Consider the following 26,314-nt stretch of genomic DNA (forward strand, 5'->3'; position numbering starts at 1 on the left):
TGTCCTCCCAATAAAAAACCAAAAAGCTATTATAGTATATAAATTATTTTCTCGGTTCAATACTTTTTTCCTTCAATCAAAGAAAAAGTTCCTAAGTTTATTTACAACTTCCTCAAAAATATTTAAAACGCAAAAAATCCCCTCAACAACAGGGGATTTTTTGCGTTTTAAATCTAAATAAAAAACAACTTATGAAGGGATCAATGGGTGATTGCGGGACAATGATTATCCTAACGCAAAACACCCGATCAGACTATTAGCAAAAGGAAGTGTTTTCATCTATTACGTATTGCTGAGTCACCCTACATATTTTTTGATAGGGAAACCTGTTTCCCCACACCAAAGCAATCCTCTTGCATCAACCCTGCTACTGGATGTTGGATTCCTTTGGATTGAATCAAAACTTGAAAGGCACTCCCCATTCCCTCCTCAAGGGCTAAATGACGGATAGCTCGGTTCCGTCTCGCTACCTGTCCAAATGGATCAGAAGGTGGTGGATTCACCAACAAGGTCCAGATGCCGGATCTTAGTAAAAAACGAGCTTGGGTGGTATAGAGGAGATTGTTCAACCCCACTTTAGATCCATGCTTCATCAAGGCCGAAAAATGAACATGACAAGTGATATCGGATGTGCCGGGGTCCGAATAGAAATCCTGGTGAAGTTGATGTTTATGATAGCATCGAAGGGTTCCATTTTTTCGGGCAGGTACGGATAACTCCTCTGTGGTTCCTCCATAATCCATCGTAATTACATAGCCGTTCTTTAACCATTGTCCAAGGGTTTCCAACCAGTTGAGTGCATCTAGCGGCACTTCAGCCGACCATCCGACAGGCAAGTTCCAATCCATTTCCAGAAAATAATCGCTCAAATCTGTGCGGGACGGGGAGAACAAACATTCAACCAGTTCTTTTTTCTGATCATCCCAGGTTACAAAAATTTCTTTTATCCCATTTTCCTGGGAAATAACACGATGAACGGGAAAGGCGTCAAAGAATTCATTGCTAACAAGAATACACGGTAGATCGTTGGGAAGGTCACGGATCTCTTCCACCCAGTAAACCGAAACAGGGCTGTCCACCAACATTTGCTTCTGAACCGCGCGGTAATACGAGCTGGTCTCCACAATAAACAATCTTCGTGGACGGAATCCCAATCGATCCAGCCCTTGAATCATATGGGTCGCCAAGATCCCGTCTCCTGCTCCTGCCTCAATTAAATACCAAGATGAACCTTCAGGAAATGACTGAACCATATGGCTGATCCCCTTGGCCAAGGTCCAACCAAATGCTTCTCCGACCGCTGGACTTGTATAAAAGTCTCCTTCCTTTCCGATTTTAGGCTTCATCCGATGATAGTAACCCCATTCTGGATGGTAAAGAGCCAATTCCATATACCGTCGGAAAGAAATGGCCTTTCGGGGGGTCTTTTGAATTTCACTGACAATCTCATGTAAAAGAAGAGGTTGATCCATCCTCACCCTCCTGATGAAGAAAACAAATCCGTACTCAAATAGCGCTCCCCTGTATCCGGAGCCATACAAACCACTTTTTTGCCTGCTCCCAAACGACGAGCAACGTGAAGCGCAGCCCAAACGGATGCCCCGGAAGAGGGTCCAACCAAAATCCCTTCATGCCGTGCCAGTTTGCGGGTCGTACTCGCTGCATCTTCGTCGGAAACATGAAGAATCTCATCATAGATGTTTTGATCCAGGATCTTGGGAATAAAGCCGGGACTGGTACCGGGAATGTTATGTGTCCCCGGTTGACCTCCGGCCAACACCGGGGACCCTTGTGGTTCCACTACGGCAATATGAAGTTTTGGATGATGGCGCCGAAGCTCGCTTCCTGTTCCTGTGATTGTTCCTCCTGTTCCGGCAGTGGCCACAAACGCATCCGGACATCCCCCCATCTGTTTGATAATTTCCGGAGCGGTAGATTGCCGATGCACTTCAGGATTGGCACGATTTTCAAACTGAAGTGGCATAAAGGATTGGGGGATTTCTTTCATTAACGCTTCCGCCTTGCGAATGGCTCCCGGCATTCGTTCTTCTCCAGGAGAAAGTACGACTTCCGCACCATATGCTTTTAAAAGATTGATGCGCTCAGCACTCATTGTATCCGGCATAACCAGGATGGTTCGATACGCACGGGCAGCCCCTGCTAATGCCAACCCGATGCCCGTATTTCCACTGGTCGGTTCAATAATGGTAGAACCCGGCTTTAAATGCCCCTCTTTCTCCGCCCACCGGATCATATTGAACGCTGTCCGGTCTTTCACACTGCCACCGGGATTAAACGATTCCAGTTTGACATAAACGGTTGCATCTTTCTCCTCCGTCAGACGGCGCAACTGAACCAGTGGGGTGCAACCAATCAAATCAGTGATCTGGTCTGCCACACGCAAAGGTCCCAGCCGGTTCACGTCTCGATCGGTCCGGTCCACTCCAACATACCTCCTTTCAAATTATAAAGCTGTTGAAAACCCGCATCGGACAATAGATGGGCCGCCATCACACTCCGGCGACCACTTCGGCAAATCAAGAGAATCTTTTGATCTTTATAGGGCTCCAACTCTCCCATACGTTGCTCGATTTGATCCAAGGCAATGTGGTGGGCGTTGGGGATGTGTCCTTCTTGATACTCTTCTTCGGTTCGAACATCCACCAAAACATATTGATTCCATTCCGTTTCACTGGATTGACTCAGTTCCTGTGCTTCCACATCGGTATATGTATTTTCCATCACTCTGCCTCCTGCATGATGTTTTCTCTATCATAACACGCCTTTTCCATGCGATAAAAACAAAGAAGCTTGTCCCTACTTGGACAAAGCTTCCAACACATATCCCTCAATCTGACCTTCATTCATCTCTCCATTCACTTTACGGACAACCTTTCCATTCTTATCGATAAAAATGGAGGAGGGAATGGGACCGATCCCGTAAAGCTTGGTCACTTTTCGATCCGGATCCAGTACAATAGGAAAGTTCAGATTCAACTGTCTGGCAAAACCGCTCACTGTCACTTTGGTTTCCGCAATATTTACACCTACGACAGCAAAACCTTTGTCTTTGTGTTTATCATATACTTTTTGAATCGCGGGCATTTCATCACGGCAAGGTTTGCACCATGTTGCCCAAAAATTGAGCAATACCGCTTTTCCCTTTAAGTCACTCAATTGCAGCGTTTCTCCGTCCAACGTTTTCAGCTTAAATTCCGGTGCCGTTTTTCCGACTTCCACATTCTCCTTTTGTTCATCCCCAAGCGTCTGGTAAATGGCCACTCCCAACAGCGCCACCAACACCAACATCAGCACTCGGCGAACCCAGTACCGCATCTTTCGGTTCATTGATATCACCCATTCACCTGCAATAATCAACAAAAACAGAAAAGATATGAACTTCCCTCTTGAGGGTATTAACATTAAAACCCTTGAAAACCGCCAAACATATCGAGCAACCATTGAGTGATGATTGTCATTTGGTCAGTATAGAGAAGGACACCAAACACCACCATCAGAGCTCCCCCCACCTTCATCAGGCGAGTGGAATATTTTATAATCCAGCGTGTTCGACCCAGGAAAAAGGCCATAACAAAAAAAGGGATGGCAAAACCGAGGGTATAGGCCGTAATATAAAATAAAGCGGCTGTTGGATTTGTTGAAGACATCATTAAAACCGCTCCCAAAATCGGTCCCGTACAGGGCGTCCATCCGGCGGCAAATCCCATGCCGATAAAGGAAGAACCGAAATACCCCCAACGTTTTCCACCAAAGCTTACCTTTTTCTCCCGCATCATAAATGTCGGTTGAAAGATTCCAAGAAGAAAAAGGCCCATCACCGCTATGAAAACGCCACTTAACATTCGAACCAGATCTTGATATTGGTTAAAAAATTTCCCCACCCAACTGGCCGTAAAACCCAAGGCAAAAAAGATGACAGAAAAACCAAGAATGAAAAAGAGTGTATGAATCATTGTCGCCCGTTTTAATTCCCACGGACGGTCTTTATCTTTCAGCTGATTGACCGATACTCCTGTGATATAGGAGATATAAGAAGGATAAAGAGGAAGACAACAAGGGGAAACAAATGAAAGAATCCCCGCTCCAAAGGCCAAGAAAATATTTACATCCGCCATCCATGATTCTCCCCTTCCAACACAAACCAGACTATGAAGTCAATTCTTCCATAATTTCTTCCAATTGCTCTTTGGACATGGAACCCATGATGCGTTTGGTAATCTCACCTTCACTGTTCACAATAAAGGTCTGTGGAATGTTAAAGATGGAGTATTTCTGGCTCACTTCCTCCGTTTGGTCTACCACCACCGGAAACGTATATCCGTTATCCTCCAGAAATGTCTTCATTCCCAACTCTTTGTCCTGTGTGTTCACCATAATAAAATTTACTTGATCCTTGTATTGATCATATGCCTCCTGAAGGTGAGGCATCTCGACTCTGCAAGGACCGCACCAGGAAGCCCAGAAGTTGATCAAGCTGGGTTTTCCATCATTTTGGGACAGCGTAACACTTTTTCCTTCCAAGGTCTCCAGTGTAAAATCCGGTGCCCGAAATCCCTCGGCGGCCTTTTCCTCTCGTACAGGTTTCTTTGTTTCTTTCTTTTGTTCCGGATCTTTCTTCTGTTCTTCACCGGATGTCTCTGATCCAGATGTCTGTTGTTCGTTTTTATCCATCGATGCCCAGATCGCCCCACCCACCGCTGCGAGAATCACTAATCCAACCAAGAGATTGCGCCAGAATGAACGTTGCATACGTGCCCTCCTCTCAATTCAAAGCAATCCTTGACCACTTTACCAAAACCTTTTATCCGATAAAAGGGAGTTGTCATTTCCTTTTCACCTGTCCAAACCCCGTCATCCAGCCCATCAAAGCCATTGCAACAAAAAGCCATTGCTCCCTAGCAAGCCCCCATATCCCTGTCACTGGATAATAATTAAAATAGGAGACGATTAACAATCCAACCCCAGAAGAAACCCCGATCCAGCGAAAGGTTCCACCCGGCCGAAGATGTGAACGCGCTTTCCACCAAGAAACAAACACAGCCGTTAAGACAAGCACTGTATACCAATGAATCGGGTGGTACGTCTCTTGATATCCCGGTGGAGAAATCCCCCAGGGAACCGTCGTCACCTCTCCCAGTCGCACAAATAGAAGGGAATAGCCCCAGCCCGTCACCAGTCCGGTAATCGCTGCTGCATCGACAGCATTCCAAAACGAACACCGCCTTTTCCATGAAAACCATCCCAGAAATCCGCAGGCGGCCGCCCAGGCCAGCCACTCTCCCTTTTCCGAACCGGATACGAACAACAGATTTCCCGGATGGTCCAAAACGGAAAGGGGATGCCATAACAATGGACTCCAACGCCAGACGATAAACCAGATCAGAGCTGCAAAGAGAAACCCTTCACTCCATTTCACCGCTTTTTGTCCGGTCTCCGGAGGCAACCATTTCTCAGCCGCTTTTCCACCCGCGAACATCCCCAACCACAGGGTGATCCAGGAAATCGGCAATAGAAACGAACCCAACGGCAAGACCTCTGTTGTTAACATTGGCCTCTCCCCTCACCGTGTCCAATCCCATTCAGTTCAATATATATACATACCTCCCTATATCATACCATCTATTGTCGGCCAACCTCTTTTCGTATAAACCATAGTTGTGTTGATTCTGTGAAAAGAAGGGCTGACTCCAGTCTTTTTCACCAATCTAGTTCAAAAATCGTATTCACGAAACCTTTACAAACCGGTAAGCTCAAAAAGAAAGAACAAAGTAACAATGATTAAAGAGGGAAGATCCTGTGAAAGCATATCTCATTTTGGGTACGATCATCAGCTTCTCTGTCATGACTGCTTCCTGTTCCTCCCCTGTACAAACACTGGAGGGCTCCACAAAAGCCAAAACACCCTCCATCTCTCAAAAAATCAAAGATTCAGGAAAAGAAATGTCCGACCCATCCATCAAACAACAAACAACTTCATCCCTGCAAACAACGTTGATTCAAAAATACCGGGGACAAACTCCCACCCAATGGGGAGAACAGGTGATGGGTGTCAAAACCCACTTAAACACCTCTGAAAAAGTTGTCGCCCTTACCTTCGATGCCTGTGGAGGGGAACATGGGAATGGCTATGATAAAAAGCTGATTCGTTTTCTGCAAAAAGAAGAAATTCCTGCCACTTTATTTATCAACAGTCGCTGGATTGATGCCAATATGCATACGTTTCGCTCCCTGGCTGACAACCCGTTATTTGAAATAGAAAATCATGGCTTTCAGCACCGTCCGTTATCGGTTAACGGGAAATCAGCTTACGGCATTCCAGGAACGGAAAATGTTAAAGAAGCGGTAAACGAAATCATGTTGAACCAACAAAAAATCAAACAGTTAACGGGAAAGGCCCCTCGATTTTTCCGGTCGGGAACCGCATACTATGATGAAGTAAGCGTTCGGATGGCGGAAGAAGCTGGATTGCAAGTCGTCAACTTTGATATTCGCGGGGATGCGGGAGCCACCTACTCAAAGGATCAGGTCAAACAGGCATTGCTTCAAGCGAAACCGGGTTCGATCATCCTCCTTCATATGAATCGACCCGCAAAAGGAACGGCTGAGGGAGTAATCGAGGCCATCCCGCTTCTTCGTAACAAAGGATTTCAATTTGTAAAGCTGAATCAAATCCCGTTAAAGTGATATCAACTACTGTTTATGATGCAAAACAATGGAAGGATGTCTCACTGTGATTCAACCGTTCATGGAAACCATTTCAGCCACAGGTCCCTGGGGACCCGTTATTGCATTTATCGCTAGTCTCTTTCTTAATCTTTTTGGAGTGGTACCCGGCGCTGTGGTAACCGGAGGTTTTGTCCTGATTTGGGGACCCATTTGGGGCGGGGGACTCGCTTGGCTGGGGGAAGTGATCGGTTCCGGATTGGCATTTCTTCTTTTACGCTCCGGCTATCGATTTCGCTCTGGACAAGAGGCACCCCATTGGCGATGGATCAGCCATATAAACACTTGGTCCCGCAAGCGGCAGATATACGCTGTCCTAGCTGCACGGCTCATTCCCTTTATTCCCGCCGGAGCAGTGAATCTTGTAGGTGCTCTGTCCACACTTCGATTCCGAGACTATTTATTTGCAACCGCCGTTGGAAAATTGCCGTCCACCGCGCTGGAAGCACTGGTTGCCTACGACCTGATTCATATCAAAGAAAATGCCTTTCGACTCGTGATCGTACTGCTGGCGCTGGCAATTGCAGGATGGTTGTGGAAAGGAAAAGAACGAAAAAAACAAATCATCCCCTCTCAGTCTTCATAGATTGCAGGAAAGGCGCCGGTTCATCGGCGCCTTTCCTGGTCTACTTCACATCATAGCCTTGAGCCTCCACGGCTTCCTTCATCCTGGACTCATCCGTTTTTGTTGCATCATATTCCACAATGACCTGATGTTCTTCCAGGCGAACCTCTGCCTTTTCCACTCCCTCCATCCTTGTAAGAACCTCTTCTACCGCGCTTTTACAATGACCACAACTCATACCTTCTACGTGAAGAATGGTTTTTGCCATATCCAATCAACCTCCAGTTTATGATTCGCTTTCCATGATGGAAACGCGCTTTAAACGCAGGGAATTGGTGACGACAGAAACGGAACTGAAAGCCATTGCCGCAGCCGCCAGCCATGGTGCCAACAAACCCGCAGCGGCAATAGGTATCCCAACGGAATTGTAGAAAAAAGCCCAGAAGAGATTCTGCTTGATGTTCCGCATGGTATACCGACTCAATCGGATTGCCGCCGGAATTGCCCGCAGATCCCCCCGCATCAGCGTCAAATCCGCAGCTTCCATCGCTACATCCGTTCCGGTTCCCATCGCCATCCCAATATCCGCCGTGGCCAAGGCCGGTGCATCATTGATTCCATCTCCCACCATCGCCACCCGGCGACCTTTTTGTTGCAGACGTTTCACTTCTTCCGCCTTATCCGTTGGCAACACACCTGAACGAACATATTGGATCTGAACTTGCTCCGCAATGGAACGGGCGGTTCGCTCATTGTCACCCGTTATCATCCAAACCTCAATGCCCAACTCCTTCAGTTGCCGTACCGCTTCTGCCGAGGTCTCCTTCACCGTGTCAGCAACGGCAATCACCCCAGCCAACTCTCCATCCACAGCCACCAGCATCGCTGTCTTCCCGCTCGCTTCCAGACGATCCATCTCGTCCTCCATATAGGAGAAATCCACCCCTCGTTCTTTTAAAAGCCGGCGGGTTCCCACCCGGCAATCCTTGCCATCCACTTTGGCAACAATTCCGAAGCCGGGAATGGCCTCAAAAGATTCCGTTGTTCCCAGTGGAATCCCTTCCTTTTTCGCCCCTTCCACAATGGATCGGGCCAGCGGATGCTCTGAAGGTTGCTCGGATGTTGCTGCCCACCGCAGAAGATCTTCCCGTTGAAACGGTCCGGCGGGAATCACATCCGTCAGTACCGGTTCCCCACTTGTCACGGTCCCTGTTTTATCCAATACGACGGTATCAATCCTTCGGGTATTTTCCAGATGATGTCCCCCTTTATAGAGGATGCCTTCCGCAGCTCCTTTTCCCGTCCCTACCATAATGGAGGTGGGTGTTGCCAGCCCCAATGCGCAGGGACAGGCAATCACGAGTACCGCTGTCAGATGAACCAAGGCAACCTCCACATTTCCAGGGGTGAGAAGGAAGTACCATATCAGCCCGGTACCAATCGCAATCGCCAATACCACAGGAACAAACACTCCGGAAATCCGATCCGCCAACCGCTGGATTGGTGCCTTTGCCCCCTGGGCCTCTTCCACCACGCGAATAATTTGTGCCAAAGCGGTTTCTTTCCCCACTTTGGTCGCACGGAAAGTGAGTAACCCGTTTTTATTGATGGTTCCCCCGATCACCTGATCGCCTTCCCCTTTATCCACAGGGATACTTTCTCCGGTCAGCATCGATTCGTCCACAGCCGATTGCCCGTGGATCACTTCCCCATCGACCGGAATCTTTTCACCAGGCCTGACCCGAATTTGATCACCGACCATCACCTCATCCACAGGAACTTCCCGCTCCTGTCCATCCTGGATCACAACGGCGGTTTTGGCCTGCATCCCCATCAATTTCCGGATCGCTTCAGAAGTCTGCCCTTTTGCCCGGCTTTCCAACCATTTCCCAAGCAAGATCAGGGTAATAATGATCGCAGAGGTTTCAAAATAGAGTCCGCCTTCTCCCCTGATGACCACATACAGACTGTAAAAATAGGCGGCAGACGTTCCTACAGCAACTAAAACATCCATATTGGCGGAACCGTTTTTCAAGCTTCGATAGGCACCCCTGTAAAACGGCCAGCCAATCCAGAACTGAACCGGTGTCGCAAGCAGCAACTGTAGCCAGGGATGCGTCAGCACTTCCGGCACCAAAGCCCGGAGCGGTCCCCACATGTGTACCATGCCCAAAAACAGTGGAATGGAAAGGATGATGGAGAAAAGAAGCCGTTGCGTTTGCTTGTCTTTCTTTTTGTTCTGCTGCTTCGACTCTTCTTTCTCCTCATTTCTCAAGGTCGCTTCATATCCAAGCGACTTTATCCTATGTTTCAGATCCGCTACATCCACCATCGCCGGATGATAAACGATCTGACCCCTTTCCATCGCCAGATTTACCGTCGCTTTCTCGACGCCTTCCATCCGGGAAAGTCCTTTTTCAATCCGATTGGAACAGGCGGCACACGTCATCCCCTGGATTTCCATCTCTACACGCTCGGTTTCCACATCATAGCCAAGATCCTTCACCTTTTGCACCAACTGATCCGGAGAAACCGTTTCCGGTTGATAGCGAACGGTTGCCTTTTCCGTGGCCAGATTGACATCCGCTTGTTCCACACCTTCCAGGCGGGTGAGCCCTTTTTCAACCCGATTGGAACAGGCGGCACAGGTCATCCCTTTCACGGAAAAGGTTACGTCTTTCCCGCTCATACCCATCCCTCCTTCATTTGATGAATGAACGGAGAACTTCAGCCATCTCTTCGATCGCCTCATCCCCTTTACCGGAATGAATCGCATCCGTCACACAGCTTTTGGCATGGTTTTCCAGAATCGTTAGTCCAATGCTGTTGGACGCTGATTTCACCGCCGCCAATTGGATCAAAATATCCATACAATACCGGTCTTCTTCCACCATCTTCTGAATCCCGCGAATCTGCCCTTCCACCCTTTTTAGCCTTCGAAGAAGCTTTTCTTTATCACAGCTCACCTCATTCACTCCTTTCTCATTTATTGCTTTGTTTATACTATACCATACCCCCGCTGGGTATAGTATAAACAAAAAATATGACATTGTGACAAAAATAAAGCCCTGCTTGAATAGCAGGGTTTGAGACTGCTGATAAAGACTTTTTAATCATGAACCTCGGTTCGTTCGCTTACGGATTTATGGATCATACCTGTTGTTAATCTACCAATGCCCCATATGTACGAGCCAATGCCACGGCCTGGGTAAGATCCAAACGAACCCCTTTTAAATGAAGGTTTTTTAGATCCACTCCTTCCACATTGGCATCCCGTAAATCCGCACCTGTTAGATTGGCATGTAACAAAATGGCTCTGGTGAGATCTGCTCCGCGAAAATCGGTCTTTTCCAGATTACAACCGTAAAAATCCGTCTCAACAAGCTTTGCATTTCGAAAATCCATCTTTTTCAGGTTATGAGAACGTAAATTGGTATAAGACCAGTCTCCGGAGGAAATAGTTAGCCCGTTCAGGTTACTCTCCTCAAACCCAGACCCGGTCATCTTACAATCGTTAAATGTTGCACTGAAGAGTTTGCTTCGCCGGAATTGGCAATTGAGAAAAGCGGAACCTTCGTGATAAGAAGAATTCAATTGTGCTCCGGTAAAATCGCACTCTGCAAACAGACATTTCGAGGTAGTGGTTTCCATCATCTGGGCATTTTGAAAGTTGCATTGTACAAACCGACAATCACGAAACTGAACATCGATCAGATCCGCATCTTCAAAACGATCGTTGATATATTCCTTCCCTACATACTGGTTCATCTTTATCCCTCATTTCATCCTCTTTTAGTCCCTATAAAAGCTTAGACATGTAGTATTCATCCGCATATTCTCCACGTATCAAGAGCGAATCTCTTTTTCTTCCTTCAATCTCAAAGCCCATTTTCCTATATAACGCCAAAGCCGCTTTATTCTGAATCACCACCGTTAACTCCAGGCGGTGGATATGCCGTTTGACCGCCCACGCTTCCAGTTGCTGAAACAATCGGACTCCGACTCCTTGCCCGCGATGTTTCTTTAAGATACCAATCACAAGATAGACCGTATGTCGATTTCGCCTTGCCTTTCCACCAATCGCTTCCAGGAAGCCGATCATTTGATGATTCTTTTCTGCCACCAATATCGTGGAATGGTCATCATGTTCCACCCACCTGATTTTTTGCTGTTGTTGCTCCAGTGTCGTCTTTCTTTCTCCTGCTTCGTACAGCATAAACTCTGACTCGGAATCGATTTGTTGTATAAGATGTAGAAAGCGTTCTGCATCTCTGGTTTGAATGTGTCGAATGTTCATTTCTTTTCTCCTTTGGGTTTTCTATATCACTTCTCAACCAATGTTCAATATCCCTTCATAAAAAAAGCCGGATGGAACCATATGGTTCCCCCGGCTGAATCCACATCATTTCTCTTGTTTTACCTGAATGGTATCCCCTTTGCGGAGAATCTTCGTCAGCAAGCGAATGGCGTTGTCCGGATTCTGAAACGCTCCAATCTGCTTTCCATCCTGCTTCACGCGAATCCATCTGGACTGGTCTGAAGATCCGTCCTCCACCCGGCCAAACATGCGAAACCAGTTATAGTCCCCCACCTCACCGGTAACCTTGATCCCGTTTTGCTTTTGCCAGGCTTTCAGCTTTTTCTCTGTAATCGGACCAAAGATGCCCACTTTCCGCCCTTCTTGATCCTTCCATGGTTTCACACCCAGGAACTCCTGTACGGCCAGGACATCCTTCCCTTTCATTTGTGGGCGGGTGTTCTTCAAGGTTCGGGTAAACCCGGCACCGTTTGGGGCCGGGCTCAATTCTTCCGGTTGAAATTGGTCAAAGGGGTTATCCGGTTTTTGAGGTGCTTTTTTCACCATTTCAATAAATTGACCCCAATGACGCAATGTGCGATGCGGACAGTTTTTTCCACTCCAATGGCGATGCGGAACCACCCGGCTGACCGGAATGTCCAGCTCATCGCACAAGCGACGTACCAACTGTGCGGTATTGGCCTCAGCTTGGGCAAAGTCACCATCCCGGTTTTCACAGATTTCCACTCCGATACTGGACATATTTCCCGAACCCCGTCCATCACCAGCATGCCATCCCACCTCATCGGTCGGGAGGTGTTGGACCACCTTTTTGTCATCCACACTGAAGTGCCAGGACGCTTGCCGGTTGTTTCCCTTCTTTAACAAACGGGCATGAGCATCTGCATCTGCCCCCTGATCCGTGTTGCCCGTATTGTGAATGGTGATATAACGGGGTTTCATTTTGATACCGGGCCGTATGTTTCGATGTTCGGCTGGAATGTATTGTTTTTTCGTCTTCATTGTTTCACCCCTGTATTTGTCAAATTTTTGGGGCCACTGTATAAGCCGACGCTGGCCAGCCCCATTACCACTCCGGAAAGCACCCCTCCTGCCGGATCGTGCGGAGAGGTATAAAAAAGTCCGGCAATGACACCAAATGTCAAGGCCAGCAAGGGTGCAAACCGTTTGGGAAATCCAACATCTTTAAACAGTTCCACCAATCCGGTAATCACTGGAATCCATATTGCATCGTCCAACACATTTCCCTCTCCTTTCCTTTATGAGGTTTTTTCACTGTGATCCACAAGCATCTGCCACAGCTGTGGGTCCTCCTGACCCACTGCCCACATGCCAATCCCTCGCACCTGAAATTCATAAGCAGCGATATCACTCTGTTTTAAAATGGTCTCCGGTGATGGAAACACCGCCAGGCTGAATCCATCCGCATCCCCCAGATAGACCCGCCCCAGCCAGACCCCCTGATCCCGCATCTTAATCCGAATGGGGTAATCGCCTTCCGTCAGGGTCATGTTGGAGGTATGCAAGTAAAACCAGTCTTTGCTGATCTGCTTGTCCATTCCATCTTCCGGCTCCAGTCTTGTATCCCACTCCTCCCCATTCTCAACGCGGAACAGCCCCCAATCCTTATGCCAGGTCACCCCCGTGCGGGGAATCCGTCCCACCGTCTGAACCGTTCCGTCCGGCAGCTGTATATCCAGCGCTTCTTGCGGAAAGTACCAGTAGGAATCGGCACCCACCAGCAAATCACAGGACATCTCTGCATCGGATCGTATGCCCCAGGCTCCTGTAACCGTGTCCGACAGGGTATGCTGAATCACGGCAACATCCCCCAGATAACAGGTGACCACATTCTCTTTCACCCTCAGCCGCAAACGGTAGTATTGATTGAGCTCCAGAGAGCCGTTAGGCCAGCGGTCAGCAAGCAAGGTGGAATCCTGGTACAGTTCATAACGCCCCCCCTGATAATTCAGGTTGAGACAAAACCAGAGATTCCCTACCGTAACCCCTGCCTTGCCTCTTGCTTGTAAACGGACTCTGGCATCTGCCACAATATTGGAAAAATGGTCATGGGATAGGCTGAATTGTCCTTTTCCCGTCACCCAGGCATACGGTCTGGGTCCGGGGTCATCCTCCCGGTTCACTTTCCAGGAACCCGCTTGAATAACATATTTGTCTGAAGGTAAATGACCTTGCCAATCCCGGAAATCATCATAAAAAATGAGAGCTGGCTCCGGAGGCCTTCGAATGGTTTCCAATGTGATTCTAAACCGATCCTGATACGGCCAGGCGGGTTGCCCATCCCGGTCCACAAACCGCCGTGGATGCAAGGTAAAAGTGGCTTCCCCCGCTTCATTGCTCTCGTAAAACGCTTCACAGACGCGAAAACCATAGAAGATCGTTCCATACTGACTTCCTTGCCCCAATAACTCCACCACATGTTCTCCCGCATCCAACGTCAGGCGGGTCACTGAGGTCCAGTGCTTTCGGCGATGGTACGGGTAATATTGGGGGACATCTCCAATAACATGGGCGTTGCCATCGATGTTTACCATTAAACGCTGCTGATCAAACCAGGGAAACTCCACATGGGCAACCAGCTCCACCGTCTTCCGTTCTGACAGGGTGAAGATCCATTTGGCATACCCCTCTGATTCTCCCTCTGTCGGCTTGCGAGGGGATACATAGGTCTCCCCCTGCACCATCGCCCCCTCCACCGTCACCGCATCGGATGCCTTTTTCTCTGTCACCAGCCCCTCAAAGGTGGTCTGCTGCTGTTTGTCATAGGCGGTGAGAAAGGGTTTCTCCTCATAGGTACCCCGGTTCAGATCGGTTTGATCTTCATCTTCTCCGGCATCCACATAATCATAGACATGTAGCAATAGTTGATGAACCTGATCCCGTTCATCAAAAAAGGAAAAAAAGGGGATATAGGGCTGGGTTTCCGCTCCGCCGCGATAGGAGTCGGTATGGGACAAATCACCCACCATCCAGCGGAGAAAGGCAGGAAACCCGCCTCCAAATCCCCGGTAGGTGTCATCCGTATTGTTGGGGTACTCGCTGATCTGCCAACGATACCCGTATGCCGGCACCCCCATAAAGACCTGATCCGCACGAAAGGCCTGAGTTGCATACGTCATCACCCGTCGCTGCCAGTCAAGGGGAGCCGTGGAGCCGGGAGCGGAACCGGCCCAGGCATAGCCGTATGTCATAATCTGTGCCGTATCGCAACAATCCACCAGCCGTTCGTAGGCACACCACCGCTCCGGGCCAATGGTTTCATAAGGTCCGGTCATCGGGGGCAAGTCCAAATGGAGAAAGCGGCTGGACGACCGACCTTTGATTTCCTCATACAACCGATTGTAAAATTGGTAAATGCCCTCCATTTGATCATTGGGCAAACGTTCCAGGTCAGCATCCAACCCATCCACCCAAGGATATTGATCCAAAAGCCGGTGCACTTCACTGATTAGCTGATCCTGCTCTCCAGCCTGGTTTTCAATGATAGGGTCAATCCGGGAGGAGAATCCATCATTTTTAATGGTCAACAGCCAACGGATCTGCGGCCATTTCTCCTTCAACCGGCGGGAGCGCTCCATCGCCTCCTGCAACACCTCATCCGAAAATGCTCCCGTCAGGGTCCCATCCGACTGAATATTAAACCAAAACAGACACACTCCAGAAAAGGCATAACCATATTGATCCACCGTATCCAACTGCTGAGGGTCTTGCAGCCATGACAAAAACTCCCGGTGTTGCGTTCGCAGGGAACTCACATCTGTTCACCCCCTATTCCCTTTAGCCAGAGATCCACTTCACAGATCAGGCGCCCGGAGCCGTGTGGCTCTTCGTCCCGATTGCGCAATTCCACTTGAAACACCCCAAAACCGGCGGGACAGGTATGAAAATGCCCCTGATACTGGCGAGTACTCAAACCATTTAACGTGACTTGACGTTTTGTTGCCTGAACGTCCAGGCGTTCATCCGCACGAAGCGGAAGGGAAAAGGTAAACGGGCGCTGACCATGCTGATGGGAAAAATGCACCCCATCCTTTCCAAGGGATTGGGTCGCCGTCAACTGAAAATCGATTCCCCCTGTCACCCGTTTGGAAAATTCCGGATCTTCACTGATCTTCGCCCGGTTGGGAACCGCGATCGTCTTATGACCGCGAATCACCCCGTTATAAACCGCCCGGCGAATCGGTTTTCCTTCTGCATCCCGGTTTCTTTTCAACAGCTCTCTGTTCGCCGTCAGATAACCCGTCGCCATTCGACCGGGTTGAAATTGCAAATCCGTTACCCAGACCGTTCCCAGACAATCAGAGATCTGCCATTGATAATCGATATGGGTTACCTTTCGCTTGGGATCGACCAGAAAGGTATGAAAATATCGGGTCCATTTCTCTTTTTTATCCATTCTCATCACCCATCAAATGACCAGGTAATTTCTGATGCATGTCCCGTCCATACGGTGGCAATGGAACCGCCTTGCAGCATCAGATCGGTCACCCGGATGGTACCGGTCAGATCGGATACGACCAATCGCACCTGAACGTTTGCTACCGTCCGACTGCTGTCCGTTCGGACATGCTTCTGCATGGACTGAAAAGAACCGATCACGCAACCACCACCTCATCTCCTGTAATGAAAAAAGGAGCGCGAGGCGCGCTCCCAAATGGTTACCCCAACGGAATAAACACCGTTTCCGGGTCCCCTTCATCATAATGGATCACCAATTCTACACCCACTTTTCCGTTGGGTCCCTTGGACAGATCCTCCGTGGAAACCTGCATGCTGACGGTATAACTGTCCCGATGGGCCGGTTCCACGGTCTGGGTCAATGTTTTCTCCACACCGAGCTGTCCATGGCACAAAAAGGACGCCCCGCCGGAATAGCCCTGTTGGGAATCAATCTCCCATCCATTGTTCACCCAGTAGGCAAATCCATCATCGGCACGCGAATTCAGGAGATAGTTAAACACCATTAATTCCAGCATTTCCGTCCGTTCCACAGAATCTTCCGATTCCAGATAACCGGTACCCGTTGTATTTCCCAGCAGATCGCTCAGTGTGGGAGCCGTGGACTCCAGTTCCAACTCCGTATTCCACGGTTCCAAGACATCATACTGCCAACGGGCGATATGCGTTTTCACATCAATCCCCAATTCCTCATCAAACACCCGAACGCGATCCCCGATCCGAAATGCTTCATGTTCCAGTCCGGACAGCATGGACAAATCAATGGCCCGCACCCGGTAAGAAAGGCGAGGTCTGCTCAGCTTTTGCAAAACCTCTTCAGCTTTCGCCTTCAAATGATAGGGATTGGTAAACCGTTCATCCTTGAAAGAACGTGTCCGGATCTGTTCGGTATATTGGAAGTTGTCCAGATACGGACGTCCTCCGTTGGCCTCTTGAATGGTGACATTTCCTTTTCCATAAGGGTACAGTCGCGTAATCAGATCGGCAGTATCATAATCGGCTTCGATTTCATTCATATTCTTTTGATACATAATGGCGATGCCCGGATCACGCAATCCGCCATCCCGGACAAAATCCACAGTATAGGTGGCGGAATGAAACCGGATCAATCCGCCCCAGATATCCGCCATCTCCCGCAATGCGGTCAAACGGTTGGTTAACCCTTCTTCCAATGTCAGATTGCGCATGGTATCGATGTCACAACGGCCCACGCGCCAGGGCGTTCCCTCCAGGATATCCTGCATCACCTGAAGCGGCCGGACATCCGACCACTTCGATTTTTGCATGGGGTCCGCATACTGCAAGTCATACCAGATCGCTTCCGCATAAACGTCCGTCATTTTCTCCCCGGCATCCCCCCGGCTGTGATGAACCCGGCGAATGACATAGAAACGGGGACCCCATTGGATCAGGTTTTCATTTTCCAAAAAGGGGCGTTTTGAATCATGAAAAGGAAGGGAAAAGTCAATCGTATCCTCCCCGTTTAACTCTTCTGTCACCACAAATTCCGTCAAATTCTCCAATACCGCCAACCGGTTGCGCTGTTGATCCAAAATGAGAATCGGCCATTGCGCCCGTTGATGATAGGGTGGGTCCACAATGGACGAATCACCAAACTGATTGTATCGGCATTCTCCCAGCAGATTATAGCGAACGTGTCCCAATTGATTCAGCTTCATCCACGATCACGCCTTTCTTAAAAAGGGAGACGCATAGACACTCCGCATAAACGGCTGGACACCCTCCGGGAACACCGCAGGAAACCCGTCACTGTACAGACGGTCGGTCGTCCGAAGCCCGCCATAATGAACCAATGACAAGTTATCCTGCACCTCGCTGGCATAAACCATCGCACTTTCGGCATCCAACCCATCCCATTGCGAAGCGGCATCATTAAACCGGGCCAACCAATAGAGCCCCGGTTCCAATGTCAGATTCAATTCTACAAACTTCCATTCATGCGGTTCGTCTCCCTCTGTTCCGTGATAGGCGATTTCCGGGCTTTCTGCCAACAGTTCCCCTGGATACGCCCCTCCCGTATCCTGATACAGGGCGACCCGTACCAAAATATCAGCGGTTGTATATTTCCCCAGGCGAACCCCCGCCTCGGTAATCACGGTGCGTTGCCGAATCATCAACGGAAACAGATCCAGCGTATTTTCATTCACCAGCACATTGCTGGCGGAGACCAGCGAGGGGGTTCCTTCGCGCAGATGGGTGAGCAGACCCGCCTGTTGCAGCGGCAGATGGATGCCCTGGCTGGCTTCCAACACCAGGGATCGGGCATCGATACAGGTAAAATCGGCGGTAAACTCGTCATTGGCATGTTGGGGTTCATCAAACAGGATCACCCCATGGGCCGGAGAGATGGTATAGGCGGCAGGGTCCAGTTTCAGACCATTCCGATAGATCACGGGAGCCGGATCTTCCAGCCAATTGCGGATGCTTCCTTCATAGATCCGGTAACGCATCCCGGCATCCTCCTGATCGTTGACCGGTTTCAGGGGATGACCCGTTACCGAGCGGGTCTGCATATTTAATACTTCTTCCATTTTATTAACAGAATGTTGCAATCCGGACAGGTGAGCCGACAAAATATCTTCACTTTCCAAGTCGCGATACGGGGTTTTGGGCATTTGATCGCCTCCTTCAGTTGTTCAATATGGTTTGTCACTCCGGTTGCCATCCGACAAGAAATGATAACGCAGGGATGAAGTTTGAACATTTAATACCAGCAACTGCGGCACTGGATGTGCAGACGGTTCACCGTAGCGGTGCCCACAGGGGTGACGGTCAACACATTTTCCTCCCCAGGACGGGTGAGGGGAAACACCAGGGATTCCAATCCATTCAGCGCACTTTCCCTGGAACCATCCTCACGGCGGAGATAAGCGGTCTTATATTCGGAATCGAGCACCAATTGTTCGGTACTGGCCAGCGATCCGGTATAGGTGAGGGACTGATCGTTCAGCTTGACCACAAACCCGCTCTCCGCTCCACTCGCCTCCCCGCCCAGTTCAATCAGCGGTCGGGAAGGCGCGGTTCCCTTTCGCTGGAACCGGATTTCCTCTCCCGCACTGGTAAAGGCATCATCCTCCACCGCATAGGCCAGGGGGTCGGGGGCCAAAAAAGTGAGGGTGGCCCGTCCGGTCAGGGCCACCTCTTCCAGCTCCGCCAATTCCACCCAGCGGACGGTCATCATTTTGTCCGGTTCATCATCGATCACCAACGTCCCCTTCTCTTCTCCGTTGCGCAACCATGCCCCAATCTGTCGCACCCGCTGCCGGATCTCGTGAAGACTCTCTCCTATCAACAGAATATCGATGGAAATCTGAAGCTCTTCCACCTCCACCCCCATATCCGCGACACCCGCTCTTCCCGGACGCTTCACCGTTTGCGCCTGCAAGCGGGGAGACAGCGGACGGGTAATATTCAGCACTTTGATCCCATATTGATCACTGTGAACACCTGCAAAAGTAAATCCCATTATTTTCTCCCTCCATAGGACCGAGCTTGCCGTTGATGCAACCGCCAAAGCTCCTGACTGATCAGACGGATATCCTGGTCATTGCGCACATGCATCTGATCGATCCGAATCGTCGGTCCCGTCTCCGCTGAAGCTCCAGCCGCAGCCAATCCACCCTGGGGTTGCCCCATCATGGCCAACGTCCCCATCGATAAACGGGCCACATTCTTTAATGCTGGAATCCCTTCCTCAATGCCGGCAGCAAACATCTCCATAAAGTTGGGCCCCCAACGATCCGCTGTCCTTCCTGGCCCTTTCTTGGTCGGTGAAGAGAAGCCCAAAAAGTTTTTGATATCGGAGACAATCCCTTTGACGGTATCAATTACACCGGAAATTTTGGAACGGATTCCGGCAATAAATTCATTGATCAGATTGGCGCCCCAGTCAGCCGCTTGGGAGGCAATGTTTCGCAACGTGTCCCCAATCTCGGTCACCTTGCCAAACACCAGATCGACCAACCCGCCCAAAAGCTGACCGGTAATGGTAAGCACCCCATGCCATGCCTTGCTGATCAGACTGCCCGCCAGTCCAACCAGACTGGACAGAATGCTCAAAATCCCCTCAATCAGGGCTCCCACGGTACCCACGATCAGGTTGCCGAAACTTGCCAGCAAATCCAGCGCGGACTGCCATAACTTGTCCCATTGACCGGTAAACAGATAGGCAAACATATTGACAATGGACATAATCGCTTTGATCGCCGAGTCCACGACCGTCTTAATGATCTCCCAGGCGGTTATAAAAATCGTCTTAATAATCTCCCATGCCGCCACCAACACGGCTTTGATCATCTCCATCACCGTCGTCACCAACGTTAAAATCATTGGCCAGGCAAACTGGAACAAAGCCACAATCTCCTGGATAATCGGTCCGATAAACGCCATAATGGCTGTCCAAATATTCATAAACGCCTCTTTCAACACCGGCCAAATCATCGTCCACCAGTCAGTCACTTTTTTCCATTGGGAGACAAAAAAGTTGGTGATCGTCTCAATGATCGGTTGCAAAAACGCCCACAGCGCGGACAACCCATCCTGAATCGCCCCCCACAACGCCATCGCCCCGGTCTTAATCCCTTCCCACACCGCATTCACCATATTGCGAAACCATTCAAAATTCTGATAGGCGTAGATCACTCCCGCTACCAATGCGGCGATTGCTAACACAATAAGTCCTACTACAGCTATTACCTTTAAAGCGATCACAGCAAAACCTCCAAATGCACCTGCGATTGCCCCCCATGACACCACTAATTGAGAAATGACTCCAAGCAAACCAAACAATGCACCGAAAATCAAAGCTCCTACCAATATAATCTGCTTGGCGGGTTCTGGCAGTGCGTTAAATGCCTCGATCACGCTGGTTACCATATTAATTACTCCGGCAAACACAGGGGCGACCGACCCTCCCAGCGTTTCCAAGGCGCTCTTGAGCCCCTCCACCGCTGTTTTCACGGAATCATGATCCTTAACCGTCGTCCATAGTCCAAGCACCAACGCCCCATAAATCGCCAAACTGACACCTTTGACTTCACTTTGGCCAGCCGCCTTATTCGCCTCACGCATTTGCCTATTAATTCCGTCCTGGATTTCATCCAGTTTTGCCAACCGCTTGTCCAGCCCTTTTAAGGCATTTTCTATGGGGCTTAAATCAATCTGTACAGCGGTTTCCGCCATCCAATCACCCCTTTTTCGCAATGTTTTTGTTAAAATATCAGCTGTACACTTGAACAATTGCCAAGATACTATTTATTCTTAGTGAGAGTGGAGAAAATAAAAAAGCTTCCTCATTTTTCAAAAAAAGGAGAGGATCATGGTGTCTGATTTACGATGGGAATATGCCAAGGAACGCATGCCCAACCGTGCGAAATGGGATATGATCACCATTTTTTGCAGTATCATAGGCGGTATATTATTTATATCCATCGTGGGCCTCCCCCTGTCCATACCTTTTATAATTGTCGGCCTCTATGCCGCTTTCCGTTCCTTTCGCTACCCTATTGTCAAAATGACCTGCCCGGTTTGCCGGAGCAAAGTGCGTATTGAAAAAGAGGTCGAGCAGTTTCACTGTCTTTGCTACACGCATTTAAAAAAGGAAAATGGGGAGTTGAAAAAGGTTGAATAAACTTTTGCCAGCCCCGTTTCCCATTGGATGACCCAGGAAGGAAGGGGAGAGGTGACTCTCCTTCCTATTCCCAAAATGTTTCATTTATCTCTATGTGTGAGTAGATATACAAAGCTCTTTTTAATGAAAAGAGGGATTTGTAACATGAGCAGTTTGCAACAACACTATGCGAAAGAACGGATGCCCAACCGCGGAAAATGGCAAAGCATCACCCTTTTTTGCAGCATCATAGGGCTTATATTATTTGTAACAATCATCGGCATTCCCCTTGCCATCCCTTCATTATTGTGGAGATGTATGCCGCTTTCCGTTCCTTTCGCTACCCTATTGTCAACATGACCTGTCCCGTTTGCCGAACCAAACTCAGCATTGAAAAAGAGGTCGAGCAGTTTCACTGTCTTTGCTACACGCATTTAAAAAAGGAAAACGGAGAGTTGAAGGAGGTTGAATAAACTTTTGCCAGCCCCGTTTCCCTTGGATAACCCAAAGGGGAGCTGGCTCTCCCTTCTTTTGTCAAAAAGAATTTTCTTGGGCAGACAATTGCCAAGATACGATTTATTCTTAATGAGAGTGGAACAGCAAAAAATGGTTTTCCATTCTTCACAGAAAAGGAGACGATTATAGTGTTTGACGACCGACGATGGATACATGCCAAGGAACGAATGCCCAACCGTGCTATTTGGGAAATGCTTACTATTTTTGGCAATGGAATCGGTATAATCCTTTGTTTCACCATAATTGGTATCCCACTTGGTCTGCCACTGATTCTGTTTGGCCTCTTTGCTGCTTATCGCTCTTTTCGCTACCCTGTTGTCAAAGTGACCTGCCCCGTTTGTTATTCTAGACTCCAAGTAGAAAAAGAGGTTGAGCAGTTTCATTGCATGTGCTACACGCATTTAAAAAAGGAAGAAGGGGAGTGGAAAAAGGTTGAATAAACTTTTGCCAACCCCGTTTCCCATTGAATAACCCAAAAAGGGAGAGCTTAATCGATATGAACATCTTTGTTGCCAGAAAAATCAAAGAAGCAAACAAAAGAAAGCTGAGGGAACGTTTGCCCAACAGGGGGGAGCTGGAGTATTCCGCTCTTAAATATTCCTTGATTGGTGCTCTTCTCTGTTTAACGTTTATCGGTATACCGATTGGTTTCCGATAACCTGTTATGGAGCTTATTGTTTATATAAGGCTCTTCGTTGTCCGGTCATCAAAGTCACCTGCCCTGCATGCCGCAGTAAAATAGCGGTTGAACCGGAGGTTCAGGAATTTGAATGTCCCTGTATCACCCGGATTGTGAAAGAAGGAAACGAGTGGGTGGTGAAAGAGGGAGACGCATTTGTGGAAGCTGGCACCCGGCTTGATTGATCTCCCTTTCAGAAAACCCACCCGTATCGGGAAAATGCCTTCTCTCCTTCTTTAGAAGAAAACCCTCTACCGTTTCCATTTCTGCATCATTTGCGCAAACTGCTCTGCTTTTTCCGCTTTGCTCATGGTTTGTTTCCGACCCAGAAGTTTGTTCACGCTCACTTTTTTCTTCAAGTGGATATTCATCAGGTTGGCGGCATGCCAAGCCAGTTTTTCCATTTCCAGCTCCTGTCGCCTTTGATGCCCTTCCGCCATTTCATTTAATTCACGGGGAGTTAACACCCAGAATTCCGCCGGTTTCAGATGGAGCGGTCCGAAGGCTAGGCGTTTCGTTTCTTCCCAACTCCATTCGGACCGCCCATCTGTTTTTTTTGCTGTGCAGGGGGAAAGGCCAAGGTCATCGCTTCGGTCACCTTCTCACTTACTGTTTGAATATTTTCCATCTCTACCAGCTCACCGGCACCCTCAAGAGTTAACTCCCTGTCTTCGTGAATGAGACCAGCCCAGAGCAAGGCCCGCAGTTCCTTGATCCCGATGCTCTGGTCATTTAATTGGGTGACGGGGCGATCCAAGGCATCCTCCAGCTCCGTCAATGCATTCATATCGTATTTCAGACGACGGGGGCGATCCAATTCAATCTGGACATATCCACGCTGTTTGTTGGCCACTTGATATTCCTCCTCCATATTATCGATCCATGAAAAAATGATGAGGCTTCAGGTTTATAATAAGGGGAGCCCTGTTGCATCAGGGCTCCCACACACTTTTACGATGCTGCCGGGTCAGCCGCCGTAATGGTTTGAATCTCACCCGTCCCCCGGAAGGTGGCCGACAAGGTAACAATATCATCGACGGCGTTGTTTACTTCCCAGGAGGTAATAAAGGCATTCCCTTCATATCCTTTATTTCCTGATCCGTCTTTGGGGAAAAGGCGGACCAATACCGTATCCGCATCCACCAGTGTTTGATAGAGGGATTCCTGTCCGGCATCCGTCATCAGATAAATCCCTTCCGCTTCCAGTTCCCATTCTTTCAACCCCGGAACATATTCCATCCATCCGTTGCTTTCAAAGCTGCTCGCTTCCAGTTCCTCCTGGCTGATGGTCAATGTGGAGTCTTTGATCGCCGCCACTTTTTCCAAGGTGGTGCCTTGATCTTTGGACAGATAAATGCTTCCTTCAAATCCTGGAATTGCTTGTGTTGCCATTTAACATCTCTCCTTTATGGATAAATTTTTAACGGTTTTACGATGAAACCGTCAAGCGAACCGTCCAGGACATCTGGTGATTTTCCTGGGTATGGGTGATCGAGCTGGTAAGATGCCGGCATATCCCCTCTCCATACCCGGCAATGGGCACGGTACAGTTGGACAAGAGACGCTCCACCGCTTCCAGGATAGCATTCAGCTCGTCCAATCCTTCCCCGGCACTGACCGCACGCAGGGAAACCGTCACCGACTCTCCCTGCTCCGGCATGGAATGAACGGGAAGCGTTTCTCCCGCTTCCAAACCCAGATAGGGAGGCTCTGCCGCAGAGGGAATCCGGGCATAAATCCCCGTCACCATCCCATTCAACTCAGCATCCTGACTCAATACATCCAACAAGGCCTGCTCCGCAGTTAGGAGTTTGTGACTCGCCTCCATCACCCCCTGTCCATCTTTTATACGAACAATTGTTCGTGCATCTATAGGTGGTTTTCGTATGGCAAACACCCTAACGACTTTCCTGATCCTTATTTCGCCCTCATCTTCTCTGCAAACGGGTGATGTTGATGTTGTTCCCGCAAGAGTTGCTGGATTTTTTGTTCCGCCCGTCGGACATAGGATTGCACGGACGATTTGGAGCAGTTTAGGAGCTGGGCGGTATCCTGAAAGCTGAGTCCCTCTCCCCTGACGGCCACAAAGGCCTCATATTCCGACTTGGAAAGGCGGGTGAGCAGTTGATAGACCCAGGCGTATTTCTCCTGGTATGCGGCCCGTTCCCGCTGGCTTTCCATCCACTCCATCCGTCGGATTTCAGATTCAAACATCTGACTCCACAACACTTCCCTTTGAATTCTGGACCGATTCTCCATTCCACGGGATGGCTCCGGTTGACGCCCCTGTTCCAACCATTGAATCACCCACAACAGATCCCGTTCCATACCTTTCAATAAACGAAGCTGCTCCTTTAACTGTTCCGGCTCTCCACGCTTCGCTTGAATCCGTTTTTGTCCCTGGCGAACCCGCTCCAAAGATCGGCAGTATTCTGCAATCAAGTCATTCATGTTCCATTCCTCCTATACGAATATACGTTCGATTTTTAAGGTAAAAAAATAACGGATCAACCTCATCAAGATGTTCTGCAAAATAAACGAACATATGTTTGTATTATTGTACACCAAATCCATCCTAAATACAAAAAAATATTTTATTCTTTATAAATATCTATGGTATCGGTTGGAGAACAGCAGCAAGGATAAAGCAAAACTAGGAGCAAAGATATCGTTTATCAAACTCTTAACCTATGCTATAATCCATTACAGACTGATCGGTCTGTTATGAGAGGTGGATGGGATGTCCAAGAAGCAAACCCGACAAACCATTATTGAAAAATCCGTTCCATTGTTTAATCAGCAAGGGTTCTCCGGCGTTTCCATGTCTGACATCATGTCGGAAACCGGACTGCAAAAAGGGGGAATCTACAACCACTTTGACAGTAAGGAAACATTGGCTCTGGAAGCATTCGACCATGCCGTCAACATGGCAGAACATTGGTTTGAAGATGTGGTCAAAGGACAACATACGGCGGAAGCGAAACTGTTCGCCTTCATCCAATCATTTCGGGAATATGTAAGAAATCCACCCGTACCAGGGGGCTGTCCCTTGGTAAATACAGCGGTGGACAGTGACGACCAACACCCAACCCTGCGGGAAAAAGCCCGCCAGGCGATGGATCGTTCACGCCAATGGCTGATTGCAATCATCCGGGATGGGATCGAGGAAGGAACCATTCGCTCAGATACAGACCCCGATGTCCTGGCGACGTTGATTACTGCCAGCTTTGAAGGAGCCCTGGTGATGAGCCGATTGTACGATGATCCCATCCACATGGATTGGATGGTGGATCACTTATGCAAACATCTACAGACCCATTTCACCACCCCATAAATGGGTCCTTTTTTTCACCCCGCAACAGACCGATCGGTCTGAATTCATAT

General features: G+C 48.9%; 32 protein-coding genes. 6 read left to right on the forward strand and 26 right to left on the reverse strand.

Going from position 1 to position 26,314, the window contains the following annotated elements:
* Positions 1-302: 302 nt before the first annotated feature.
* From FN782_RS04200 to FN782_RS04230, 7 genes are all read right to left on the reverse strand, one after another.
* Complete coding sequence (locus FN782_RS04200; RefSeq protein WP_142504524.1) at positions 303-1,472, reverse strand: class I SAM-dependent methyltransferase; 1,170 nt, start codon at positions 1,470-1,472, stop codon at positions 303-305.
* Between the two features lie 2 nt (positions 1,473-1,474).
* Entirely contained in the window at positions 1,475-2,404 is a 930-nt protein-coding gene (cysK, locus tag FN782_RS04205; RefSeq protein ID WP_142504763.1) for a cysteine synthase A, read from the reverse strand.
* Between the two features lie 14 nt (positions 2,405-2,418).
* Positions 2,419-2,742, reverse strand: coding sequence for a rhodanese-like domain-containing protein (locus FN782_RS04210; RefSeq protein ID WP_142504525.1), 324 nt, complete (start codon positions 2,740-2,742; stop codon positions 2,419-2,421).
* A 75-nt stretch (positions 2,743-2,817) separates the two neighbouring features.
* Positions 2,818-3,348, reverse strand: coding sequence for a thiol-disulfide oxidoreductase ResA (gene resA, locus FN782_RS04215; RefSeq protein WP_142504526.1), 531 nt, complete (start codon positions 3,346-3,348; stop codon positions 2,818-2,820).
* 74 nt (positions 3,349-3,422) lie between these two features.
* Positions 3,423-4,136, reverse strand: coding sequence for a cytochrome c biogenesis CcdA family protein (locus FN782_RS04220; protein WP_142504527.1), 714 nt, complete (start codon positions 4,134-4,136; stop codon positions 3,423-3,425).
* A 31-nt stretch (positions 4,137-4,167) separates the two neighbouring features.
* The gene (locus FN782_RS04225) at positions 4,168-4,770 is read right to left on the reverse strand and encodes a TlpA family protein disulfide reductase (protein WP_142504528.1); all 603 of its coding nucleotides are present in this window, start codon (positions 4,768-4,770) and stop codon (positions 4,168-4,170) included.
* A gap of 73 nt (positions 4,771-4,843) precedes the next feature.
* Complete coding sequence (locus FN782_RS04230; RefSeq protein ID WP_142504529.1) at positions 4,844-5,569, reverse strand: prolipoprotein diacylglyceryl transferase; 726 nt, start codon at positions 5,567-5,569, stop codon at positions 4,844-4,846.
* 248 nt (positions 5,570-5,817) lie between these two features.
* Here FN782_RS04230 and FN782_RS04235 point away from each other — a divergent pair, with 248 nt between their 5' ends.
* Positions 5,818-6,705 carry a polysaccharide deacetylase family protein gene (locus tag FN782_RS04235; RefSeq protein ID WP_246064836.1) on the forward strand — a complete coding sequence of 296 codons (888 nt, stop codon included), beginning with the start codon at positions 5,818-5,820 and terminating at the stop codon, positions 6,703-6,705.
* Positions 6,706-6,751: 46 nt separating this feature from the next.
* Positions 6,752-7,330, forward strand: coding sequence for a TVP38/TMEM64 family protein (locus FN782_RS04240; protein ID WP_185956023.1), 579 nt, complete (start codon positions 6,752-6,754; stop codon positions 7,328-7,330).
* A 40-nt stretch (positions 7,331-7,370) separates the two neighbouring features.
* On the opposite strand, the gene copZ is transcribed toward FN782_RS04240, so the two are convergent.
* The 14 genes from copZ to FN782_RS04310 all read right to left on the reverse strand — a co-directional run bounded on the left by copZ (position 7,371) and on the right by FN782_RS04310 (position 21,308).
* Positions 7,371-7,577, reverse strand: a complete 207-nt coding sequence (copZ, locus tag FN782_RS04245) for a copper chaperone CopZ (RefSeq protein WP_142504531.1) — start codon at positions 7,575-7,577, stop codon at positions 7,371-7,373.
* Between the two features lie 18 nt (positions 7,578-7,595).
* A complete protein-coding gene (locus tag FN782_RS04250; protein ID WP_142504532.1) occupies positions 7,596-9,998 on the reverse strand; it encodes a heavy metal translocating P-type ATPase in 2,403 nt (800 codons plus the stop codon).
* A 13-nt stretch (positions 9,999-10,011) separates the two neighbouring features.
* Positions 10,012-10,275 carry a metal-sensitive transcriptional regulator gene (locus FN782_RS04255; RefSeq protein ID WP_246064837.1) on the reverse strand — a complete coding sequence of 88 codons (264 nt, stop codon included), beginning with the start codon at positions 10,273-10,275 and terminating at the stop codon, positions 10,012-10,014.
* Positions 10,276-10,471: 196 nt separating this feature from the next.
* Entirely contained in the window at positions 10,472-11,077 is a 606-nt protein-coding gene (locus FN782_RS04260) for a pentapeptide repeat-containing protein (protein WP_142504534.1), read from the reverse strand.
* A gap of 31 nt (positions 11,078-11,108) precedes the next feature.
* Positions 11,109-11,606: a GNAT family N-acetyltransferase gene (locus tag FN782_RS04265; RefSeq protein WP_142504535.1), complete on the reverse strand. Its 498-nt coding sequence runs from the start codon at positions 11,604-11,606 to the stop codon at positions 11,109-11,111.
* A 105-nt stretch (positions 11,607-11,711) separates the two neighbouring features.
* Entirely contained in the window at positions 11,712-12,629 is a 918-nt protein-coding gene (locus tag FN782_RS04270; protein WP_142504536.1) for a peptidoglycan recognition protein family protein, read from the reverse strand.
* Positions 12,626-12,868 (reverse strand): hypothetical protein, encoded by a 243-nt coding sequence (locus FN782_RS04275; RefSeq protein WP_142504537.1) that lies wholly within the window; start codon positions 12,866-12,868, stop codon positions 12,626-12,628. Before FN782_RS04275 ends, FN782_RS04270 begins: the two co-directional genes overlap by 4 nt.
* A gap of 18 nt (positions 12,869-12,886) precedes the next feature.
* Entirely contained in the window at positions 12,887-15,403 is a 2,517-nt protein-coding gene (locus FN782_RS04280; protein WP_221930157.1) for a glycosyl hydrolase family 18 protein, read from the reverse strand.
* Positions 15,400-16,044, reverse strand: coding sequence for a hypothetical protein (locus FN782_RS04285; RefSeq protein ID WP_142504538.1), 645 nt, complete (start codon positions 16,042-16,044; stop codon positions 15,400-15,402). Before FN782_RS04285 ends, FN782_RS04280 begins: the two co-directional genes overlap by 4 nt.
* Positions 16,045-16,049: 5 nt before the next feature.
* Entirely contained in the window at positions 16,050-16,247 is a 198-nt protein-coding gene (locus FN782_RS04290) for a hypothetical protein (protein ID WP_142504539.1), read from the reverse strand.
* Between the two features lie 59 nt (positions 16,248-16,306).
* The gene (locus FN782_RS04295; protein ID WP_142504540.1) at positions 16,307-17,785 is read right to left on the reverse strand and encodes a phage tail spike protein; all 1,479 of its coding nucleotides are present in this window, start codon (positions 17,783-17,785) and stop codon (positions 16,307-16,309) included.
* Positions 17,786-17,791: 6 nt separating this feature from the next.
* A complete protein-coding gene (locus tag FN782_RS04300) occupies positions 17,792-18,742 on the reverse strand; it encodes a hypothetical protein (protein ID WP_142504541.1) in 951 nt (316 codons plus the stop codon).
* A gap of 89 nt (positions 18,743-18,831) precedes the next feature.
* On the reverse strand, positions 18,832-19,593 hold the full coding sequence (locus FN782_RS04305; RefSeq protein ID WP_142504542.1) for a distal tail protein Dit: 762 nt from the start codon (positions 19,591-19,593) through the stop codon (positions 18,832-18,834).
* Positions 19,593-21,308, reverse strand: coding sequence for a phage tail protein (locus FN782_RS04310; RefSeq protein WP_142504543.1), 1,716 nt, complete (start codon positions 21,306-21,308; stop codon positions 19,593-19,595). Before FN782_RS04310 ends, FN782_RS04305 begins: the two co-directional genes overlap by 1 nt.
* A 139-nt stretch (positions 21,309-21,447) precedes the next feature.
* Here FN782_RS04310 and FN782_RS04315 point away from each other — a divergent pair, with 139 nt between their 5' ends.
* From FN782_RS04315 to FN782_RS16655, 3 genes are all read left to right on the forward strand, one after another.
* Positions 21,448-21,756 (forward strand): hypothetical protein, encoded by a 309-nt coding sequence (locus FN782_RS04315; RefSeq protein WP_142504544.1) that lies wholly within the window; start codon positions 21,448-21,450, stop codon positions 21,754-21,756.
* Positions 21,757-22,379: 623 nt separating this feature from the next.
* Entirely contained in the window at positions 22,380-22,691 is a 312-nt protein-coding gene (locus FN782_RS04325; RefSeq protein ID WP_142504546.1) for a hypothetical protein, read from the forward strand.
* Positions 22,692-22,747: 56 nt separating this feature from the next.
* A complete protein-coding gene (locus FN782_RS16655; RefSeq protein WP_185956024.1) occupies positions 22,748-22,909 on the forward strand; it encodes a hypothetical protein in 162 nt (53 codons plus the stop codon).
* A 272-nt stretch (positions 22,910-23,181) separates the two neighbouring features.
* Here the strand turns inward: FN782_RS16655 and FN782_RS04330 are convergent, their stop codons facing one another.
* From FN782_RS04330 to FN782_RS04350, 5 genes are all read right to left on the reverse strand, one after another.
* Positions 23,182-23,397: a hypothetical protein gene (locus FN782_RS04330; RefSeq protein WP_425462678.1), complete on the reverse strand. Its 216-nt coding sequence runs from the start codon at positions 23,395-23,397 to the stop codon at positions 23,182-23,184.
* Positions 23,398-23,435: 38 nt separating this feature from the next.
* Positions 23,436-23,783, reverse strand: coding sequence for a gene transfer agent family protein (locus FN782_RS04335; RefSeq protein WP_142504548.1), 348 nt, complete (start codon positions 23,781-23,783; stop codon positions 23,436-23,438).
* Positions 23,784-23,881: 98 nt separating this feature from the next.
* The gene (locus FN782_RS04340) at positions 23,882-24,322 is read right to left on the reverse strand and encodes a phage tail tube protein (RefSeq protein ID WP_142504549.1); all 441 of its coding nucleotides are present in this window, start codon (positions 24,320-24,322) and stop codon (positions 23,882-23,884) included.
* Between the two features lie 37 nt (positions 24,323-24,359).
* Entirely contained in the window at positions 24,360-24,827 is a 468-nt protein-coding gene (gene gp17 / locus FN782_RS04345) for a tail completion protein gp17 (RefSeq protein WP_185956025.1), read from the reverse strand.
* 20 nt (positions 24,828-24,847) lie between these two features.
* Positions 24,848-25,381: a sigma factor-like helix-turn-helix DNA-binding protein gene (locus FN782_RS04350; RefSeq protein ID WP_142504551.1), complete on the reverse strand. Its 534-nt coding sequence runs from the start codon at positions 25,379-25,381 to the stop codon at positions 24,848-24,850.
* Positions 25,382-25,670: 289 nt separating this feature from the next.
* On the opposite strand from FN782_RS04350, the gene FN782_RS04355 reads away from it, so the two are divergent.
* Complete coding sequence (locus tag FN782_RS04355) at positions 25,671-26,264, forward strand: TetR/AcrR family transcriptional regulator (RefSeq protein WP_142504552.1); 594 nt, start codon at positions 25,671-25,673, stop codon at positions 26,262-26,264.
* Positions 26,265-26,314 lie beyond the last annotated feature (50 nt).

Origin of the sequence: Melghirimyces algeriensis (assembly GCF_900182565.1) — a bacterium.
GTDB classification, from domain to species: domain Bacteria; phylum Bacillota; class Bacilli; order Thermoactinomycetales; family DSM-45169; genus Melghirimyces; species Melghirimyces algeriensis.

Bases quoted from the DNA above. Each gene is read 5' to 3' on its own strand.
- FN782_RS04220 (WP_142504527.1), bottom strand. From the start codon at position 4,136: ATGGCGGATGTAAATATTTTCTTGGCCTTTGGAGCGGGGATTCTTTCA.
- FN782_RS04210 (WP_142504525.1), bottom strand. From the start codon at position 2,742: ATGGAAAATACATATACCGATGTGGAAGCACAGGAACTGAGTCAATCC.
- FN782_RS04340 (WP_142504549.1), bottom strand. From the start codon at position 24,322: ATGGCAACACAAGCAATTCCAGGATTTGAAGGAAGCATTTATCTGTCC.
- FN782_RS04310 (WP_142504543.1), bottom strand. From the start codon at position 21,308: ATGGCGGAAACCGCTGTACAGATTGATTTAAGCCCCATAGAAAATGCC.
- FN782_RS04350 (WP_142504551.1), bottom strand. From the start codon at position 25,381: ATGAATGACTTGATTGCAGAATACTGCCGATCTTTGGAGCGGGTTCGC.
- FN782_RS04285 (WP_142504538.1), bottom strand. From the start codon at position 16,044: ATGGATAAAAAAGAGAAATGGACCCGATATTTTCATACCTTTCTGGTC.
- resA (WP_142504526.1), bottom strand. From the start codon at position 3,348: ATGAACCGAAAGATGCGGTACTGGGTTCGCCGAGTGCTGATGTTGGTG.
- FN782_RS04265 (WP_142504535.1), bottom strand. From the start codon at position 11,606: ATGAACATTCGACACATTCAAACCAGAGATGCAGAACGCTTTCTACAT.
- FN782_RS04270 (WP_142504536.1), bottom strand. From the start codon at position 12,629: ATGAAGACGAAAAAACAATACATTCCAGCCGAACATCGAAACATACGG.
- copZ (WP_142504531.1), bottom strand. From the start codon at position 7,577: ATGGCAAAAACCATTCTTCACGTAGAAGGTATGAGTTGTGGTCATTGT.
- FN782_RS04355 (WP_142504552.1), top strand. From the start codon at position 25,671: ATGTCCAAGAAGCAAACCCGACAAACCATTATTGAAAAATCCGTTCCA.
- FN782_RS04295 (WP_142504540.1), bottom strand. From the start codon at position 17,785: ATGAAGCTGAATCAATTGGGACACGTTCGCTATAATCTGCTGGGAGAA.
- FN782_RS04230 (WP_142504529.1), bottom strand. From the start codon at position 5,569: ATGTTAACAACAGAGGTCTTGCCGTTGGGTTCGTTTCTATTGCCGATT.
- FN782_RS04225 (WP_142504528.1), bottom strand. From the start codon at position 4,770: ATGCAACGTTCATTCTGGCGCAATCTCTTGGTTGGATTAGTGATTCTC.
- FN782_RS04200 (WP_142504524.1), bottom strand. From the start codon at position 1,472: ATGGATCAACCTCTTCTTTTACATGAGATTGTCAGTGAAATTCAAAAG.
- FN782_RS04250 (WP_142504532.1), bottom strand. From the start codon at position 9,998: ATGAGCGGGAAAGACGTAACCTTTTCCGTGAAAGGGATGACCTGTGCC.
- FN782_RS04305 (WP_142504542.1), bottom strand. From the start codon at position 19,593: ATGGGATTTACTTTTGCAGGTGTTCACAGTGATCAATATGGGATCAAA.
- FN782_RS04260 (WP_142504534.1), bottom strand. From the start codon at position 11,077: ATGAACCAGTATGTAGGGAAGGAATATATCAACGATCGTTTTGAAGAT.
- FN782_RS16655 (WP_185956024.1), top strand. From the start codon at position 22,748: ATGAACATCTTTGTTGCCAGAAAAATCAAAGAAGCAAACAAAAGAAAG.
- FN782_RS04300 (WP_142504541.1), bottom strand. From the start codon at position 18,742: ATGCCCAAAACCCCGTATCGCGACTTGGAAAGTGAAGATATTTTGTCG.